Origin of the sequence: Xanthomonas euroxanthea (genome assembly GCF_900476395.1) — a bacterium.
Taxonomy (GTDB): domain Bacteria; phylum Pseudomonadota; class Gammaproteobacteria; order Xanthomonadales; family Xanthomonadaceae; genus Xanthomonas; species Xanthomonas euroxanthea.
On the sequence record NZ_UIHB01000001.1, the window covers coordinates 619598 to 634599 of the forward strand.

Sequence of the window (15002 nt, forward strand, 5' to 3'; positions counted from 1 at the left end):
AAGAACCAAGGCGGGACGGCCCGCCACGCGATGACCTCGCGTTCCACAGCCGACGGCGGCCCAGTGTGCAAACACTGGGTCGCTTTTTTTTTGTGCGTTTTTCAACTGAGGAGTACTGCGATGCCCTGGATCTACCTGCTGCTGGCCGGCCTGTTCGAAATCGGCTTTGCCATGGGCCTGAAGTACAGCGACGGCTTCACGCGCTTGTGGCCGACGGTGCTGACCATCGGTCTGGCAGGCATCAGCCTGTGGTTTCTGACCCAGGCGCTGAAGACCATCCCGGTAGGCACCGGTTATGCGATCTGGACCGGGATCGGCGCGCTGGGCGTGACCATCGCCGGCATCGCGCTGTTCGGCGACAGCGCCTCATGGTCGCGTCTGGCCTGCATCGGCCTGATCGTGGCCGGGGTGATCGGATTGAAGTTGGTGGGGTAGGCGTGGTCAGCCCCGGTGGTCAGTCCCACTGCGTGGGTCTGCCCCCCCAAGGTTTGCTACGCAAACCTCGGGCCCCACGCGTAGTCAGTCCCACTGCGTGGGCCTGCCCCCAAGGTTTGCTACGCAAACCTCGGGCCCCACTCCGTAGCATCCTATCCCCGCGCCTTCGGCGCGCCCCCTTAACAAAGGGGGCTCTGCTCCAGTTGGTCTGCTGGGCGCCACCAGCCGCCAATCCCCAATCCCTAATCCCGCCGGCTACAGCCGGTACGCCACGGCTTTCATGAGTCTGGAGGCCAGGGCCATGGCGCTGGGGATCGGTGGCGGGAGGGGGCGGGCGCCGGCCTGTTCGGCCTGGTCGGCGTGGCGTGCCTCGTCGATCTTCATCACGCGCAGGATCGCGCGGCTGCGCTGGTCGACCTCCGGCAGGGTTTCCAGGTGTTCGTCCAGATGGGCTTCGACCTGGCGCTCGGTCTCGACCACGAAGCCCAGGCTCCAGTCGTCGCCGCGCAAGCCGGCCAGGGCGCCGAGCGCGTAGCTGCCGGCGTACCAGAGCGGGTTGAACAGGCTGGGGCGGCTGTCCAGCTCGTGCAGGCGGTCGGCACACCAGGCCAGATGGTCGGTTTCTTCCTGCGCCGCCTCCAGCAGGTGCTGCTGGGTGTGGGCGTCGCGGGCGACGGCGGCCTGGCCGAAATACAGGCCTTGCGCGCAGACCTCGCCGACGTGGTTGATCCGCATCAAGCCGGCGGCGTGGCGACGCTGGTCCGGTTCCAGCGCCACGTCAGGGGTGTCGGCGGCCGGGTTGGGCCGCTCGGCGGGCGGATTGCCGAATACCGTGTCCAGCGCGCGCTGGGCTTCGACCAGCAGCCGGTCGAGCGGGCCATGCAGTCGGAAAGAGGAGGTCTGGGTCATGCGTCGATTCTGGCCCCCGACCGAGCCGCTGCCAACCGCCTGAGCTCCAGCCAGCCGGCGACTTGCGTGGCCTTGTATCGTCCCGTACAATCCCGCCTCTTCTGTTTCGCCTTCACAACGCGTGGCAAAGTTCCAGCGGCCATTGCCGCTGCAATCCGCCCGACCACTCAAGAGTTTTCTCATGACTACGTTCACCGCCAAGTCCGAGACCGTCCAGCGCGACTGGTATCTCGTTGACGCCGCCGGCAAGACGCTCGGCCGTCTGTCCACCGAACTGGCCCGCCGCCTGCGCGGCAAGCACAAGCCGGTTTATACCCCGCACGTCGATACCGGCGATTACCTCGTGGTGATCAATGCCGAGAAGATCGTGGTCACGGGCAACAAGCTGAAAGACAAGAAGTATCACCGCTTCACCGGCTACATCGGTAACCTGAAGACCGAGAGCCTGGAGCAGGCGCTGGAGCGCCACCCGGAGCGCGTGATCGAAATCGCCGTCAAGGGCATGCTGCCGAAGGGCCCCCTGGGCCGCACCATGTACCGCAAGCTCAAGGTCTATTCGGGTGCCGAGCATCCGCACGCCGCCCAGCAGCCGCAAGTTCTGGATATCTAATCATGGCTATCACGCAAAACTACGGCACTGGCCGCCGCAAGTCCTCCACCGCTCGCGTGTTCCTGCGCAAGGGTACCGGCAACATCACCGTCAACGACCGTCCGCTGGACGAGTTCTTTGGCCGTGAGACTGCACGCATGATCGTGCGTCAGCCGCTGGAACTCACCAAGAACACCGAAAGCTTCGACATCCTGGTCACCGCCTCCGGCGGCGGCACCACCGGTCAGGCCGGTGCGATCCGTCTGGGCATCGCCCGTGCACTGGTCGAGTACGACGAAACCCTGAAGTCCGAGCTGCGCAAGGCTGGCTTCATGACCCGTGACGCCCGCGAAGTCGAGCGTAAGAAGGTCGGTCTGCACAAGGCCCGTCGCGCAACCCAGTTCTCCAAGCGCTGATCCATCGCGTTTGCTGCGTCCCGGTTCGCCGGGGCGCCCACGACAAAAGCCCGGCCATGCCGGGCTTTTGTCGTTTCGGGGGTGCGCATCGTGACTCTGCGCTAGTGGCCTGGGCGTGCTGGGTCGCAGGGCAGGTCTTTCCGGGGGCGGGTCTGGCAGCTTCGCAGGGGCGGCATGGCCCTCTTTTCGTGCCAACAACCTGGCGGCGGCCGCTGCGTCTGTGCACGGCCGCCCGGGGTGATGCCATGCGGGGTGGCCAGGTTCCGGCAGTGGCGCCTGTCTGCCTGTCTGCCTGGCCGACGCAGCACGCCCATTCCGGCAGGGTGGGGCACCTGCGGCCGATCCCTGTGCGCCCTTGGTGCGGCAGTGGTTGGTGCGGACCATTCCCGGTGGCTGCCGGGTCGGATCATCGGGCAACAAAAAAGGCCCGATCGTCAGATCGGACCTTCTGTGTTTGGCTGCCCCGGATGGATTCGAACCACCGATGCCTGAGTCAGAGTCAGGTGCCTTACCGCTTGGCGACGGGGCAATAAAACGTGTTGGGCCAAGATTATTGCATGCCTGTGAGCGCATGAACACCTTGGTGGCTATGGGTGGACTCGAACCACCGACCCCAGCATTATGAGTGCTGTGCTCTAACCGGCTGAGCTACATAGCCTAGGGAGCCGGCAATTCTTACCAAGCGCTCGCGTGTTGTCAAGCATTTCGTTTTCAGCTTGTGAGCCGGCCGTCGCCGTGGCAGAGTCGGTGACAGTAGATTTTCAGGAGTCCGCATCGTGATCGATCCGGACGGTTTCCGGCCAAACGTCGGCATCGTGCTGATGCGAGAGGATGGTCAGGTGTTCTGGGCACGACGTGTGCGCAGGGACGGCTGGCAGTTCCCGCAAGGTGGCATGAATACCGACGAGACACCCGTGGAAGCCATGTACCGCGAGTTGCGCGAAGAAACCGGGTTGTTGCCCGAGCATGTCGAATTGCTCGGTGCCACCCCTGGGTGGCTGCGCTATCGCCTGCCGAGCCGGGCAGTACGGCGCAATGAGCGCCAGGTCTGCATCGGCCAGAAGCAGGTGTGGTTCCTGCTGCAGTTCACCGGCCACGAATCCCATCTCAAGCTCGACCACACCGACACGCCCGAGTTCGATCACTGGCGCTGGGTGGATTTCTGGTATCCGGTCGAGCATGTGGTGATGTTCAAGCGCGGGGTCTATGCGCGCGCGCTGCGTCATCTGGCTCCACTGGCGCAGACCATCGCCGGCTCGGCGGCGGTCGGGGTGATGCCCGAGCGTGCGCTGGAGGCCTGGTTGCCGGGCAGCAGCGCGGCCGGGCACGACAGCCCGCGCAAGCGTCCACGCAAGCGGGGCGGGCCTCGTGCGGTCCGGATTAATAATGATTAACGTTTGGAATTGACACCTATTCTCGTTTGCGGTGGAATCAGTGCCGGTCCTCTCCGGATCGCCAGCACCCGACCGATACCGTGTACGTCTGCATCTGTAATGGGGTCACCGACCACCAGATCCGCGAAGCGGCCGAGAATGGCTGTGCCAGCCTGGCCGAGCTGACCATGCGCACCGGCTGTGGTTCAAACTGTGGGTCGTGCCTGGAGATGGCGGGCGATGTGTTGAGCCAGGCCCATGCGAGCCGCGCGCTGCCCTTGCCCATGCTGGGGCTTGCCAGCGCTGCCTGAGCATTCTCCGGCGCGTCCGCGCGTCGTCGATGACAGGTTGACGGGGCTGGTGGGCGCATTGACGCCTTCCTGGTGCCACCCGCGCCCCTGGCGTCGACAGGTCGCCTTGCTGGCCTCCGGCCATGCGCTCGCTCCGGAACCGTTGCGGTCATCGGTCAGTTCACCGCTGGTTCCCTCCACAGTCCGCAGTGACTGCTCGACGCAGATCGACGGGAGCTCCGCTCCCACATAGACCGTACGACGATCCAGCCGGAAGCGGGCAAGCGTCCCGCAACTGATCACGATTCGCGTTCCTTCATGCGCCGCGGCAACGCGCTACAGTGCGGCCGGCTCACTGTCTCGGAGACGTCGCATGAAGGGCGATACCAAGGTCATCGAGTACCTCAACAAGGTGCTCTACAACGAACTCACTGCGATCAACCAGTACTTCCTGCACGCCAAGATGCTGAAGAACTGGGGCCTGAAGGAACTGGCCGAGCATGAGTACAAGGAATCCATCGACGAGATGAAGCATGCGGACAAGCTGTCCGACCGCATCCTGTTTCTCGAAGGACTTCCCAATTTCCAGGCGCTGGGCAAGCTGCGCATCGGCGAGAACCCCACCGAGATGTTCCGCTGCGATCTGGCGCTGGAGCGTGAGGCGGTTGCCGTGCTGCGCGAGGCCGTGGCCTATGCGGAGACCGTCAACGACTACGTGAGCCGCCAGCTGCTGGTGGACATCCTGGAGTCGGAAGAAGAGCACATCGACTGGCTGGAAACCCAGCTGGATCTGGTGGCGCGCATCGGCGAGCCGAACTACCTGCTGACCAAGCTGGACGACTGAGGGCCGCTGACCGGGCTGCAGCGCTGCCGGCAGGCGGCGCGTTGATGAGTGGCTTCGGCTCACTGCATCCTGGCTCTTTCTGCCGCCGGGCCTTCGGCCTCTTCCATCGCGAGAACAATGCCGGCGCGCATGAGGTCATGAGCGGTCGGCGTGGCTGTCGCTGCCCGGAAACTGCATGTACCACGCGCACGCTCTTGCTGCGAGCGCGTCCTTGGCACCCGACTGACAGCCGCTGCCACGGTTTGTTGGCCGCCCTCAGTTGGCGGCGCGGGCCTTGGTCTGCAGGCGGGCGACCTGGCCGAGCAATGCCAGGCGGGCGCGTGCGTATTCGGCGATGACCAGGGCCACCATCACCGAGGGGCGCTCAATGGTGCCGGTACGCGCGGCCAGTTCGATCCGGCGCGCGGCATTGGCCAGCGCCTGGGCGCCGACGTTGGCGCTGGAGGATTTGAGCGTATGCGCCAGATCGCGCAGCTGCATGCTGTCGCGGTTGGTGGCCGCGGTTTCCAGGCGTTCGATCATGCCCGGCGCATCTTCCAGGAACAGCTGCAGGATGGTGATGGTGTCCGCGCCCGCCACCTCGTACAGCTCATCGATCACGCTGTTGTCCAGGATCGGCAAGGCGCGCGCCTGCGCGGCGCTGCTGGCGCTTTCGGGGGCGGCTGCGGCCTGGCTGCCATGGGGCGTGCCGGCTGGCAGCGGTTGACGCGGCAGCCAGCGTTGCAGGCAGGCGTCGAGCTGCTCGCGGGCCACCGGTTTGGACAGGTAGTCGTCCATGCCGGCAGCCAGGCAGCGCTCGCGATCGCCGGCCATGGCGTTGGCGGTCATCGCCACGATCGGGACCGGACGGCCGCCGCTCTCGGTCTCCATCGCGCGCCAGCGGCGGGTGGCGGCATAGCCGTCCAGCACCGGCATCTGGCAATCCATGAAGACCATGTCGTAGCGGGTGGACTCCATGCTGCTCAGCGCGGCGTCGCCATCGGTGGCGGTGTCGGCGTCGAAGCCGAGCACGGCCAGCAGCTTCTGCGCGACCAGCAGGTTCACCGGGTTGTCTTCCACCAGCAGGATGCGCACTTCGCGCGTATTGGCCAGCGCCGGTGCCATCGGCTCGGGAATCATCGCCGCGGCCAGCGTGGTGGCGGGGGCCGGCGTTGGATCGGGCGGCAGCACCAGCGAGCGCAGGGTCTCGTCCGGGCTCTGGCGCGGCACCAGGGTGGCATGGTCCTGCAGCTCGGCAGGCACCGGCTCGTCGCCATACAACCAGATCAGGCGCGCGCCACCGAGGTCGTCCGGGCGCGCAAGTGCGCGATGCACGGCGCGCGCGCTGTAGCGCAGCGTGTCGTGGTCGGCAATGACGCAGCGGAAGCCTTCGCCGTCGCTGTGGCGACGCACCCGTTCCAGCGCTTCCTGGGTGGTCTCCATCAGCACATGCGACACCCCCCAGCCGTCGAGCAGGCGCTTGAGACGTTGCGACAGGCGTGTGTCCGAGCTGATCACCATCACCCGGGCGGCATCGGCGCCGCTGTTCTGCTGCAGGTCGCCGATGACCTTGAGCAGCGGAATCTCGAACCAGAACGTTGCGCCGCGCCCGGGCTCGGACTCCACGCCGATGCGGCCGCCCATCAGGTCGATGATGCGTTTGCAGATCGCCAGTCCCAGGCCGGTGCCGCCATACAGGCGCGTGGTGGAGGCGTCGGCCTGGGCGAAGGAGCGGAACAGGCGCGCCTGCTGATCCGGGGCGATGCCGATGCCGGTATCGCGCACCTGGAAGCGCAGCAGGTGCTGGGCGCGGGTTTCGCCCAGGCGGCGCAACTGGATGTCGACGCTGCCGCGCTCGGTGAACTTGATCGCATTGCCGATCAGGTTGCCCAGCACCTGGCGCAGGCGGATCGGGTCGCCGCGCACCAGCAGGCGCACCGATGGCTCGATATCCAGCGCCAGGCGCAGCTGCTTGCCTTCGGCGGTACGCTGCAACAGCTGCACGACGCCGTCGAGCAACTCGCGCAGGTTGAAGGTGGTGATCTCCAGTTCGAGCTTGTTGGCTTCGAGTTTGGAGTAGTCGAGGATGTCGTCGACGATGCGCAGCAACTGCAGCGAGCTGCCGGTGGCGGTCTGCAGCATGTCGCGCTGGTCCAGGCTGAGCTGGCCGCTGGAAATGAGCTCCAGCATCGGGATGATGCCGTTGAGCGGGGTGCGGATCTCGTGGCTCATGGTGGCCAGGAATTCGCCCTTGGCCAGCGTGGCGGCCTCGGCGGCCTGCTTGGCGCGCAGCAGTTCCTGTTCAAGCTCGCCGTGGCGCTGCAGCTCCTGCTGCAGGCGCTCACGGGCGACGTCGGCCTCTTCCAGGCGTTGCGTCAGGGCGTGCTGGGCGCGCGCGCTGCGGTAGCCGGCAGCTGCGGCACACAGGCCGAACACCACTGCCAGCGCTGCAGAGGCGGCCGTCACCGTGCGCCACGGCCCGTCGATGGCCGACCACTGCAGGCCTGCACCCAGCGCTGCGACCAGCGCAGCCAACACGGCCAGGCCGCTCCAGGCGCGGAGGCCTCCTGCCCGCGCTGTCACTCAGAGCACCGCGTTCGTGAAGTCGAAGTCCAGTTCCTTGCCGACCGTCTGCACCAGGTTGCCCTGGATGAAGTCCACGCCACTCATCCACATCGCCGCGGCCGACTGCGGGTCCTCGATGCGTTGGCCGATGATCAGCAAGCCACGCTGATGGGCGATATCGATCACGCCGCGCAGTTCATCGCGGACTGCCGCATTGCCATGGGCATCGGCGAAGCGGTTGGCCATGCGCACGAAGCTCAGCGGCAGCTGGCTCAGCAGCGCGTTGGCTTCGTCGCCGGGCTCGAACTGGCTCAGGCAGAACTGCACGCCCGCCTGCATCAATCTGGCGCAGAACTGCTGCACGGTGACTGCGTGGATCAAGGCATCGTCCAGGCGCAGGTCGACGATCAGCGATTGCCCGGCCACGCCGCGCTCGACCAGCGCCTTGAGCAACCAGTCGGCGAAGGCATCGCGCGCCAGCGTGCGCGGCGACTGCGACACGAACAACCGCAGCGGCGGGTGGGCGTGCTGGTACAGATGCAGCAGGCCGAGCGCGTGGTCCATGACCTGCTGGTCGAGATCGGCGATGCGTCCGGCCGCTTCGGCGGCGGGAATCACCTGGCCGGCCGACAGCAGCGTGCCGTCGGCCTGGCGCAGCCGCAGCAGCACCTGGTATTGCGCCGTGTCGCCACCGGCCACCGCCACGATCGGTTGATACGCCAGTTCGAGCTGGCCTTCGACCAGGCGCAGCTGCTCCTGCTGTTCGGCCTGGCTGGGGGCCAGGTAGGCCTGCACGCCGTCGCTGCGCAGGCGTGCCTGCAGCGCGGTGCGCTCGACCGCTTCCAGTGCGCTGCCGGTATCGTCGAAGCCCAGGCCCAACGGTGCCACGCCGATGGCGCAGCGCACGTGCACCGATTCTTCCTCGCGCACCGGGAAGGCATGGGCCGACAGCCGCTGGCGGATTTCCAGCGCCTGCTGTTCCAGGCTGGATTCGGGCATGTCCACGCCCAGCAGCAGGAAGCTGTTGTCGTTCAGGCGCGCCAGCGGATACGGCTGCGCGGCACTGGCCAGGCGATGCCCGGCCTGGGTCATCAGGCGCTCATAGGCGGCATAGCCATAGCGCTCGCGCAAGCCGAGCGCGCTGGCGATTTCAATGAAGAACAATCCGCCGGTCTGCTTGCGCGCCAGCGCATCGGCGAGCAGTTCCATCACATGGGCGCGTGTCGGCAGGCCGGTCTCCGGATTGCTGCGCACGCTGACCTGTTCACCGGCCTGCTGCAGCGCCTGCTGGCGTGCGCGGCGGATGCGGTTGGACACCGCGGCGATCAGGTGACGCGGGCGGATCGGCTTGGTCAGGAAGTCGTCGGCCCCGCTGTCGAGCACTTCGAACTGACGCTCCGGATCCGGGTCGCCAGTGAGGAAGACGATCGGCAGCAGCTGCTGGCCGGGCTGCTGGCGGATCAGGGTGGTCAGGCGGATGCCGTCCAGCTCGGGCATGTGCAGATCCATCAAAATCAGATCCGGGTGGTAGTCCTGGATCGCCTGCGGCACGCTGGCGGCGGTCATTTCCACCTGCGCATGCATGCCGGCACCGTGCAGCACGCTCTGCGCGAACAGCGCCTGCGAGCGGTCGTCCTCGACGATCAGCACGCGGTACGGCGCATCGGCGGCCATGGTGTCGTCGCCCTCGCGCGACGCCGAGACAGTCGCCAGCGTCGACGCTGCAGCCGTCGCGTGCGCACTGCCGCCTGGCGCGACGGCCTGGGCTGGTGCCATCGGCAGGATCGATGCGGGTGCGGCAGCGGGCGCGGGAATGATGGCGGCACTCACCGGCTCTGCCGGGTTGGATGCCGCCGCGGCCTCGTCGGCCCAGCGGCGCCAGTAGTCGGCCGGCGGTGTCTCGGCGCGCAGTGGACGATTACGCGTGGCGGTGTCGTCACGGGTGAAAGGAACCGGATCTCGGGCGGCCATCAATACTCCCTGCAGTCGCGATGATTATGCGATGAACTTCACGATAGCGGGGAGCGACGTGCAGCCGGCGTGGTGGCAGGGCGCATCGGCGCAATCAGCCGCCGCATGCCCCGCCACAGCAATCGCCACACCCACCAGACCACCAGCGTAGCGAGCACGCTGGAGCCCACCGCAACACTGAGTGCCAGCCATGGGTGCGCCAGTGCCAGCGCCAGGGCAGTGGTGGCGATGGTGTCCTCGGCCAGCGAGGCGACCCAGTTGCTGGCCGGTTCGGGCGAGGTGTTGAGCAAGGCGCGGGTGCCGGCCTTGAGGGTGTGGCTGGTCAGCGCCACGCCGGCGCCTGCGGCCAGCACGCCGGTGCTCAGGTCACCGTCCGGCGACAGCGTGGCCGCTGCCAGGAAGGCGCCGGCGGGCACCCGTGCCAGCGTCTGCAGCAGGTCCCAGCCCGAATCCACGCCGGGGATCTTGTCGGCGAAGAACTCGGCCACTGCCAGTGCACCGGAGGTGCCGAGCACCCACCACGACTGCGCCGGATGCAGGGCCGGCGGCAACTCGATCCAGCCGAGCAGGCCGGCCAGGCCGACACCGAAGACGGTGAGATAGACACGGATGCCGGCCAGCCAGGCCAGCAGGATGCCGATCACGAACAGATGGGCTTCGCTCATGGCGTTGCTTCCTGCGAACAATACGGAACTATCGGATAACCGCCGGTCCAGCGCCAGCGCGATGGTTGCCGACGCTCTGGCACACTACGCCGCCCATGACTGCGCCGGCCCGTCCGGACCCGATGCCCATGCGACCAGCCGCACGCGTTCAGATCGTCCAACGTGACTCCGGCGGTGGCCGTTCCGGCGGCCGCTGGCGGTGGCTGGTGATCGCGCTGGTGTGGCTGGCATCGCTGGGCGGGGCATGGTGGATGGCCAGCCGTACCGCCGCGCCGCGCCTGGTCGAGGCCGAGGCGGCGTTGCAGCAGGCGCAACGCAGTCAGGCCCAGCAGCGTCGGCAGATTGCGCAGTTGCAGCAGCGCCAGGTCAATCTGGAGATGTCCGACAAGATCAGTCGCGCCGCCAACACCGAAGTGCAGGCCTCGCTGGCCGAGCGTGACGAGCAGATCGCCGCACTGCGTGCGGATGTGGCGTTCTACGAGCGCCTGGTGGGCTCCACCGCGCAACGCAAGGGGCTCAACGCACACTCGGTGCAATTCAGCGCAGAGGCCGGCGGCACCTGGAACTACAGCGTGGTGCTGACCCAGAACCTCAACCGCGGCGCAATCAGCCAGGGCCAGCTGCGCTTTACGGTGGAAGGCGTGCGCGCCGGCAAGCTGGTCACGGTGAACTGGAACGAGCTGCACCAGAAGCCGGATGCAGCCGGGCAGGCCTACTCGTTCCGCTATTTCCAGCAATTGGACGGCAGCGTGATCCTGCCGAAGGATTTCACTCCGCAACGTGTCAAAATCACCCTGAGCGGCGACGGGGCGCCGGTCAATCAGACATTCGACTGGAAAGTCGCCGGGAGTGGCGCGGGGGAGTAGCTCATGTTCGGAAACAAATCCAACCGTGGTGCGCAGACCGTGGTCGATACCTTGATCGGGCCGCAGGTGGTCATCCGCGGCGACCTGGTGTTCAGCGGCGGGCTGTATGTGGAAGGCCGCATCCTGGGCAAGGTGATCGCCGAAGACGGCGCCGGCGCCATCTTGACGGTGGCCGAGCAGGGCAGCATCGAGGGCGAGGTGCGCGCGCCGGTGGTGATCATCAACGGCCAGCTGACCGGCGATGTGCATGCGGCCGAGCGGGTCGAACTGGCCGCCAACGCGCGGGTGCAGGGCAATGTGCATTACCAGGTGGTGGAGATGAGCGCCGGTGCGCAGCTCACCGGGCGCCTGATCCATGCCGCCACCGCCGGCGCGACCGCCGCGTTGCCGGCGCCGGACGCCGGCCGCGCCGAGCCCGCCAAGGCCTTGCAGGCCGAGACAGCCGAGGCCTGAGTGCGTGGCCTGCGGCTGAAGCGGGGTGTCGGGTTTGGCAGGCAGCGCTTGAAGTGGGGCCGCCTGGCCCCCATGCTGACGCCATGAGCACGCTCGTTTCGCTTCCCACCGCCGCCCCGGCCCCGGACTACCAGTCCATCGACCGGCCGCTGAACTTTTCCGTGGCCGCCGCCAGCAAGGTGCGCGAGCTGATCCAGGAAGAAGGCAACGCCGAGCTGGCGTTGCGCGTCTATATCCAGGGGGGTGGCTGTTCCGGCTTCCAGTACGGCTTCGAGTTCGACGAGAACCGCGCCGAGGACGACCTGGCCGTGGCCACCGACGGGGTGACGCTGCTGGTCGACCCGCTGAGCCTGCAATACCTGATGGGCGCGGAAGTGGACTACACCGAAAGCCTGACCGGGGCGCAGTTCGTGATTCGCAATCCGAATGCCAAGACCACCTGCGGGTGCGGCAGCAGCTTCAGCGTCTGAATCGGCGCGGTTGCCGGTGTTTGAGGCGCGGGCGATCTGCTGTGTGCAGCGTTTCCATGTTCAGCGCGACGTGGTGAGTGCGGTAGCGGCATAAGTGCGGCGACAGGGCCGCATGCGGTACGTCGCTTGTGCATTGCGGATCTCTTGGACGCGATGCATGTCGCGCGACACCAACACCGATACCGATACCGTTCGCCGGGCGCAGTCAAAAAAACGCCGGGCGATGTGCGCCACGTACCGCTCAAACGATCGCCACCGGGACGAATGCCACGGGGTGGCATGGCGCCAAGCGCTATCGATGTGCATGTCTAACGCGCTGTAAACATTTGCGTGCTGCGGGGTTTCGCCGTGCGCGCGCAAGCTTCGTGCGCGTGAGCTGCAGCGCGTGCGGCGATGGACATACTGCACGCACGCTCAGCGCCGGTGCCCGGACATGCTCGCTTCATTCATGCATCGCGTCTTGTCTTGCCTGACACACGCAGGCCTCGCCACTGCGCTGAGCGAGCGTGCCGCGCGCGATGCCACTTCCACACCATGGCGCAGTAAGCGCATCGCCACGCGTGCGTACGTGGATCGGGCAGCTGATCCCGCTCCTTTGTCGCGCCAGCTCCCCGCCCCTTGCATCCATCCATGAGAGAACGTCTCACCATGTTGCAGATCAGAACCCGATCGGCGTTTGGCCTGCTGGCCATGCTTGGCATCGCCAGCGCAGTGCTTGCACCCGGTGCGCAGGCGTCACCCGCGCGCGGCAGCTTGCTCAGCAGCAATTTCCTAACCAGCTACACCCGCGATGCGATTGCCGCATTGCTCACCGCCGAGCCGGCGACCGAACAGCCCAGATGCAACGTGCGCGTGGCCGAGTTCACCTATGCCACCGTCGGCGTCGATGGCGAGCCGGCCACGGCGTCGGGCGTGGTGCTGATTCCGGGTGGCGAGCGTTGCACCGGTCCGTATCCGTTGCTGGGCTGGGGGCGGTCGACCGCGACGCTCCGCAACGAGGAACAGGCCAAGGACATCCGTGATGCCAAGGGGAACGACCCGCTGGTCACCCGTTTGGCCAGCCAGGGCTATGTGGTGGTCAGCAGCGATTACCTGGGGCTGGGCAAATCCAGCTACGGTTTCCATCCCTACCTGCATAGCGCATCCGAGGCCAGTGCGACGATCGATGCGCTACGCGCGGCACGCAGCGTGTTGCAGCGGCTGAAGACGCCGTTGTCCGGCAAGGTGATGCTGTCGGGGTATTCGCAAGGCGGCCATGCCGCACTGGCAACCCAGCGGGAAATCGAGGCGCATCTGTCCAGCGAGTTCCATCTGGTGGCCAGCGCGCCGATCTCCGGGCCCTACGCGCTGGAGCAGACCTTCGTGGACAGCTGGAGCGGGAGCAACGCCGTCGGTGAAAGCAGCTTCGGCATCATTCTGGGCAGCTACGCGATCGTCGCGATGCAGCACACGTATCGCAATCTCTATCTGGCGGCCGGGCAGGTGTTTCAGGATCCGTGGGCGGCCAGGGTCGAGGGGCTGTTCCCCGGCAAGCTGGGCCTGACCGATCTGGTGCTGGGCGATACGCTGCCCGGGATCGATCAGCTCAAGGTGTATTTCCAGCCCGGCTTCTACCGTGACTTCGCCAGCAACCCGGACAATCCGTTCCGCAAGGATCTGGCACGCAACGACGTGCTGGACTGGGCGCCGCAGACGCCGACGCTGCTGTGCGGTTCGTCCAACGACGCGACCATCCCGCTGAAGAATGCGGTGACCGCCATTGCCGGTTTCAAGCGTCGCGGCAGCACCCAGGCAGCGCTGGTGGACATCGGCAGTGGCGACCCCAACGACAACTCGGCTTTCGTGCATCTGACCACCAATGAGCCGTGCATCGTCGCCGTACGGCATCAGCTGCTGGACAAGCAGCGCTGAGGCCTGGATGGCGGGGCGCCGCCAGCGCCGATGATCGTCGCGTACCGGGTCCGCCTGGACGCGTCACGATCCGATCGAGGCCTTGTCGCTGTTGCAGGCGACAAGGCTGAGCATGCCCGGATTCGACCTGGTTGCCGCAACGCCGTGCCGATCGCGCGTGGCCTGCCGTGCGGCGCAGCGCGCAATGTGACGCAGTCAGCACCGCCGGCGAGCGCGGGCCCATGGCAACGTCTGAACGCGCGCCGCCGGCCGGGCCTGCATCCGTGGCGCGCCGGTTGCAGGCGATGCCGATTATCGGCAGGCTTGCGCCGATGTCAGAGCCTTCCTTTTCCTCCTCCGGTTTTGCCTTCACCCACGCGCCACTGGATCGCGGCGATCTGCTGCGTGACGATGCTGCTGCGCTGGCGCGTCTGTGGCCGCAAGGCCGCGTGCTGCTGCTCGATGCCAAGGGCACCGCGCTGGCCGATGCCGATGGCCAGCCGCTGCTGATGGACGGTGCTGCGCTTGGCGAAGCGCCGGACGGAGCGATCTTTCTGGGGCTGCGCGATGGGGTCGGCTGGTTCTGCCTGCCGTCCGATGTGCCGGGTGTGGAAGCGCCGCAGCGCATCGACCTGCGCCAGGCCGCCGCCGACTGGCCGGCAGACGTCTCCACCGCGTTCGCCTACGCACGCGCGATGCTGCACTGGCAGTCGCGCACGCGCTTTTGCGGTGTCTGCGGCGGGGCGATCGCGTTCCGGCGGGCCGGCTTCATCGCCCATTGCACGCAATGCCAGACCGAGCATTACCCGCGCGTGGATCCGGCCATCATCGTGGCGGTCAGCGATGGCGCGCGCTTGCTGCTGGGGCGGCAGGCGAGTTGGGCGCAGGGGCGCTACTCGGTGATTGCCGGCTTTGTCGAACCCGGCGAGTCGCTGGAGCAGACCGTGGCGCGCGAGGTGTTCGAGGAAACCCGTGTGCAGGTGCAGGACTGCCGCTACCTGGGCGCGCAGCCGTGGCCGTTCCCGGGCGCGTTGATGCTGGGCTTCAGCGCGCGCGCTGCGGCAAGCGAAGTGCCGCAGGTCACCGGCGAGCTGGAAGACGCGCGCTGGGTCAGCCATGCCGAGGTCACCGCGGCACTGGCCGGCGACGGCGAGATCGGGTTGCCGCCGCGTATTTCCATCGCGCGCGCGCTGATCGAGCATTGGCATCGCGTCCATGGCTGAGCCGGGGCGAGCGGCGCAGCGCACGCAGATCGGGTGCGCGTGCAGCGGCTCGGCTAGACTCGGC

Annotated in this window: 15 protein-coding genes and 2 tRNA genes; 11 read left to right on the forward strand and 6 right to left on the reverse strand. The window is 67.1% G+C overall.

All coding sequences use genetic code 11. The features are described from left to right. Positions 1-120: 120 nt before the first annotated feature. Positions 121-435 (forward strand): DMT family transporter, encoded by a 315-nt coding sequence (locus CPBF1521_RS02660; RefSeq protein ID WP_003483069.1) that lies wholly within the window; start codon positions 121-123, stop codon positions 433-435. Between the two features lie 255 nt (positions 436-690). On the opposite strand, the gene coq7 is transcribed toward CPBF1521_RS02660, so the two are convergent. Continuing rightward, on the reverse strand, positions 691-1344 hold the full coding sequence (gene coq7 / locus CPBF1521_RS02665; RefSeq protein WP_115675816.1) for a 2-polyprenyl-3-methyl-6-methoxy-1,4-benzoquinone monooxygenase: 654 nt from the start codon (positions 1342-1344) through the stop codon (positions 691-693). Between the two features lie 181 nt (positions 1345-1525). Between coq7 and rplM the strand changes: the two genes are divergently transcribed. Together rplM and rpsI are read left to right on the forward strand one after the other, a co-directional pair. Continuing rightward, positions 1526-1954 carry a 50S ribosomal protein L13 gene (rplM, locus tag CPBF1521_RS02670; protein WP_016902424.1) on the forward strand — a complete coding sequence of 143 codons (429 nt, stop codon included), beginning with the start codon at positions 1526-1528 and terminating at the stop codon, positions 1952-1954. A 2-nt stretch (positions 1955-1956) separates the two neighbouring features. Continuing rightward, the gene (gene rpsI / locus CPBF1521_RS02675; protein ID WP_016902423.1) at positions 1957-2349 is read left to right on the forward strand and encodes a 30S ribosomal protein S9; all 393 of its coding nucleotides are present in this window, start codon (positions 1957-1959) and stop codon (positions 2347-2349) included. A gap of 455 nt (positions 2350-2804) precedes the next feature. Here rpsI and CPBF1521_RS02680 read toward each other — a convergent pair. Together CPBF1521_RS02680 and CPBF1521_RS02685 are read right to left on the reverse strand one after the other, a co-directional pair. Beyond that, positions 2805-2878 (reverse strand) — tRNA-Gln (locus CPBF1521_RS02680). A 52-nt stretch (positions 2879-2930) separates the two neighbouring features. Then, positions 2931-3007, reverse strand: a tRNA-Met gene (locus CPBF1521_RS02685). A gap of 118 nt (positions 3008-3125) precedes the next feature. Here CPBF1521_RS02685 and CPBF1521_RS02690 point away from each other — a divergent pair. From CPBF1521_RS02690 to bfr, 3 genes are all read left to right on the forward strand, one after another. After that, the gene (locus tag CPBF1521_RS02690) at positions 3126-3743 is read left to right on the forward strand and encodes an RNA pyrophosphohydrolase (RefSeq protein ID WP_024938192.1); all 618 of its coding nucleotides are present in this window, start codon (positions 3126-3128) and stop codon (positions 3741-3743) included. An 80-nt stretch (positions 3744-3823) separates the two neighbouring features. Beyond that, on the forward strand, positions 3824-4033 hold the full coding sequence (locus CPBF1521_RS02695) for a (2Fe-2S)-binding protein (protein ID WP_024938191.1): 210 nt from the start codon (positions 3824-3826) through the stop codon (positions 4031-4033). Positions 4034-4385: 352 nt separating this feature from the next. Then, positions 4386-4856: a bacterioferritin gene (gene bfr / locus CPBF1521_RS02700; RefSeq protein ID WP_005990707.1), complete on the forward strand. Its 471-nt coding sequence runs from the start codon at positions 4386-4388 to the stop codon at positions 4854-4856. 255 nt (positions 4857-5111) lie between these two features. On the opposite strand, the gene CPBF1521_RS02705 is transcribed toward bfr, so the two are convergent. The 3 genes from CPBF1521_RS02705 to CPBF1521_RS02715 are packed head-to-tail and all read right to left on the reverse strand — an operon-like array spanning position 5112 to position 10036. After that, positions 5112-7379 carry an ATP-binding protein gene (locus CPBF1521_RS02705; RefSeq protein WP_181901131.1) on the reverse strand — a complete coding sequence of 756 codons (2268 nt, stop codon included), beginning with the start codon at positions 7377-7379 and terminating at the stop codon, positions 5112-5114. A 39-nt stretch (positions 7380-7418) separates the two neighbouring features. Beyond that, complete coding sequence (locus CPBF1521_RS02710) at positions 7419-9371, reverse strand: EAL domain-containing protein (RefSeq protein WP_181901081.1); 1953 nt, start codon at positions 9369-9371, stop codon at positions 7419-7421. A 38-nt stretch (positions 9372-9409) separates the two neighbouring features. Further along, the gene (locus CPBF1521_RS02715) at positions 9410-10036 is read right to left on the reverse strand and encodes a DUF4126 domain-containing protein (RefSeq protein ID WP_115675818.1); all 627 of its coding nucleotides are present in this window, start codon (positions 10034-10036) and stop codon (positions 9410-9412) included. 128 nt (positions 10037-10164) lie between these two features. Here CPBF1521_RS02715 and CPBF1521_RS02720 point away from each other — a divergent pair, with 128 nt between their 5' ends. From CPBF1521_RS02720 to nudC, 5 genes are all read left to right on the forward strand, one after another. Further along, complete coding sequence (locus tag CPBF1521_RS02720; protein WP_104583527.1) at positions 10165-10902, forward strand: DUF6776 family protein; 738 nt, start codon at positions 10165-10167, stop codon at positions 10900-10902. Positions 10903-10905: 3 nt separating this feature from the next. Then, entirely contained in the window at positions 10906-11355 is a 450-nt protein-coding gene (locus CPBF1521_RS02725) for a bactofilin family protein (RefSeq protein ID WP_104583528.1), read from the forward strand. Between the two features lie 83 nt (positions 11356-11438). Further along, a complete protein-coding gene (gene erpA / locus CPBF1521_RS02730) occupies positions 11439-11825 on the forward strand; it encodes an iron-sulfur cluster insertion protein ErpA (RefSeq protein WP_024938186.1) in 387 nt (128 codons plus the stop codon). 648 nt (positions 11826-12473) lie between these two features. Further along, the gene (locus tag CPBF1521_RS02735) at positions 12474-13736 is read left to right on the forward strand and encodes a lipase family protein (protein ID WP_115675819.1); all 1263 of its coding nucleotides are present in this window, start codon (positions 12474-12476) and stop codon (positions 13734-13736) included. A gap of 311 nt (positions 13737-14047) precedes the next feature. Beyond that, entirely contained in the window at positions 14048-14938 is an 891-nt protein-coding gene (gene nudC / locus CPBF1521_RS02740; protein WP_115676495.1) for an NAD(+) diphosphatase, read from the forward strand. Positions 14939-15002: the final 64 nt, after the last annotated feature.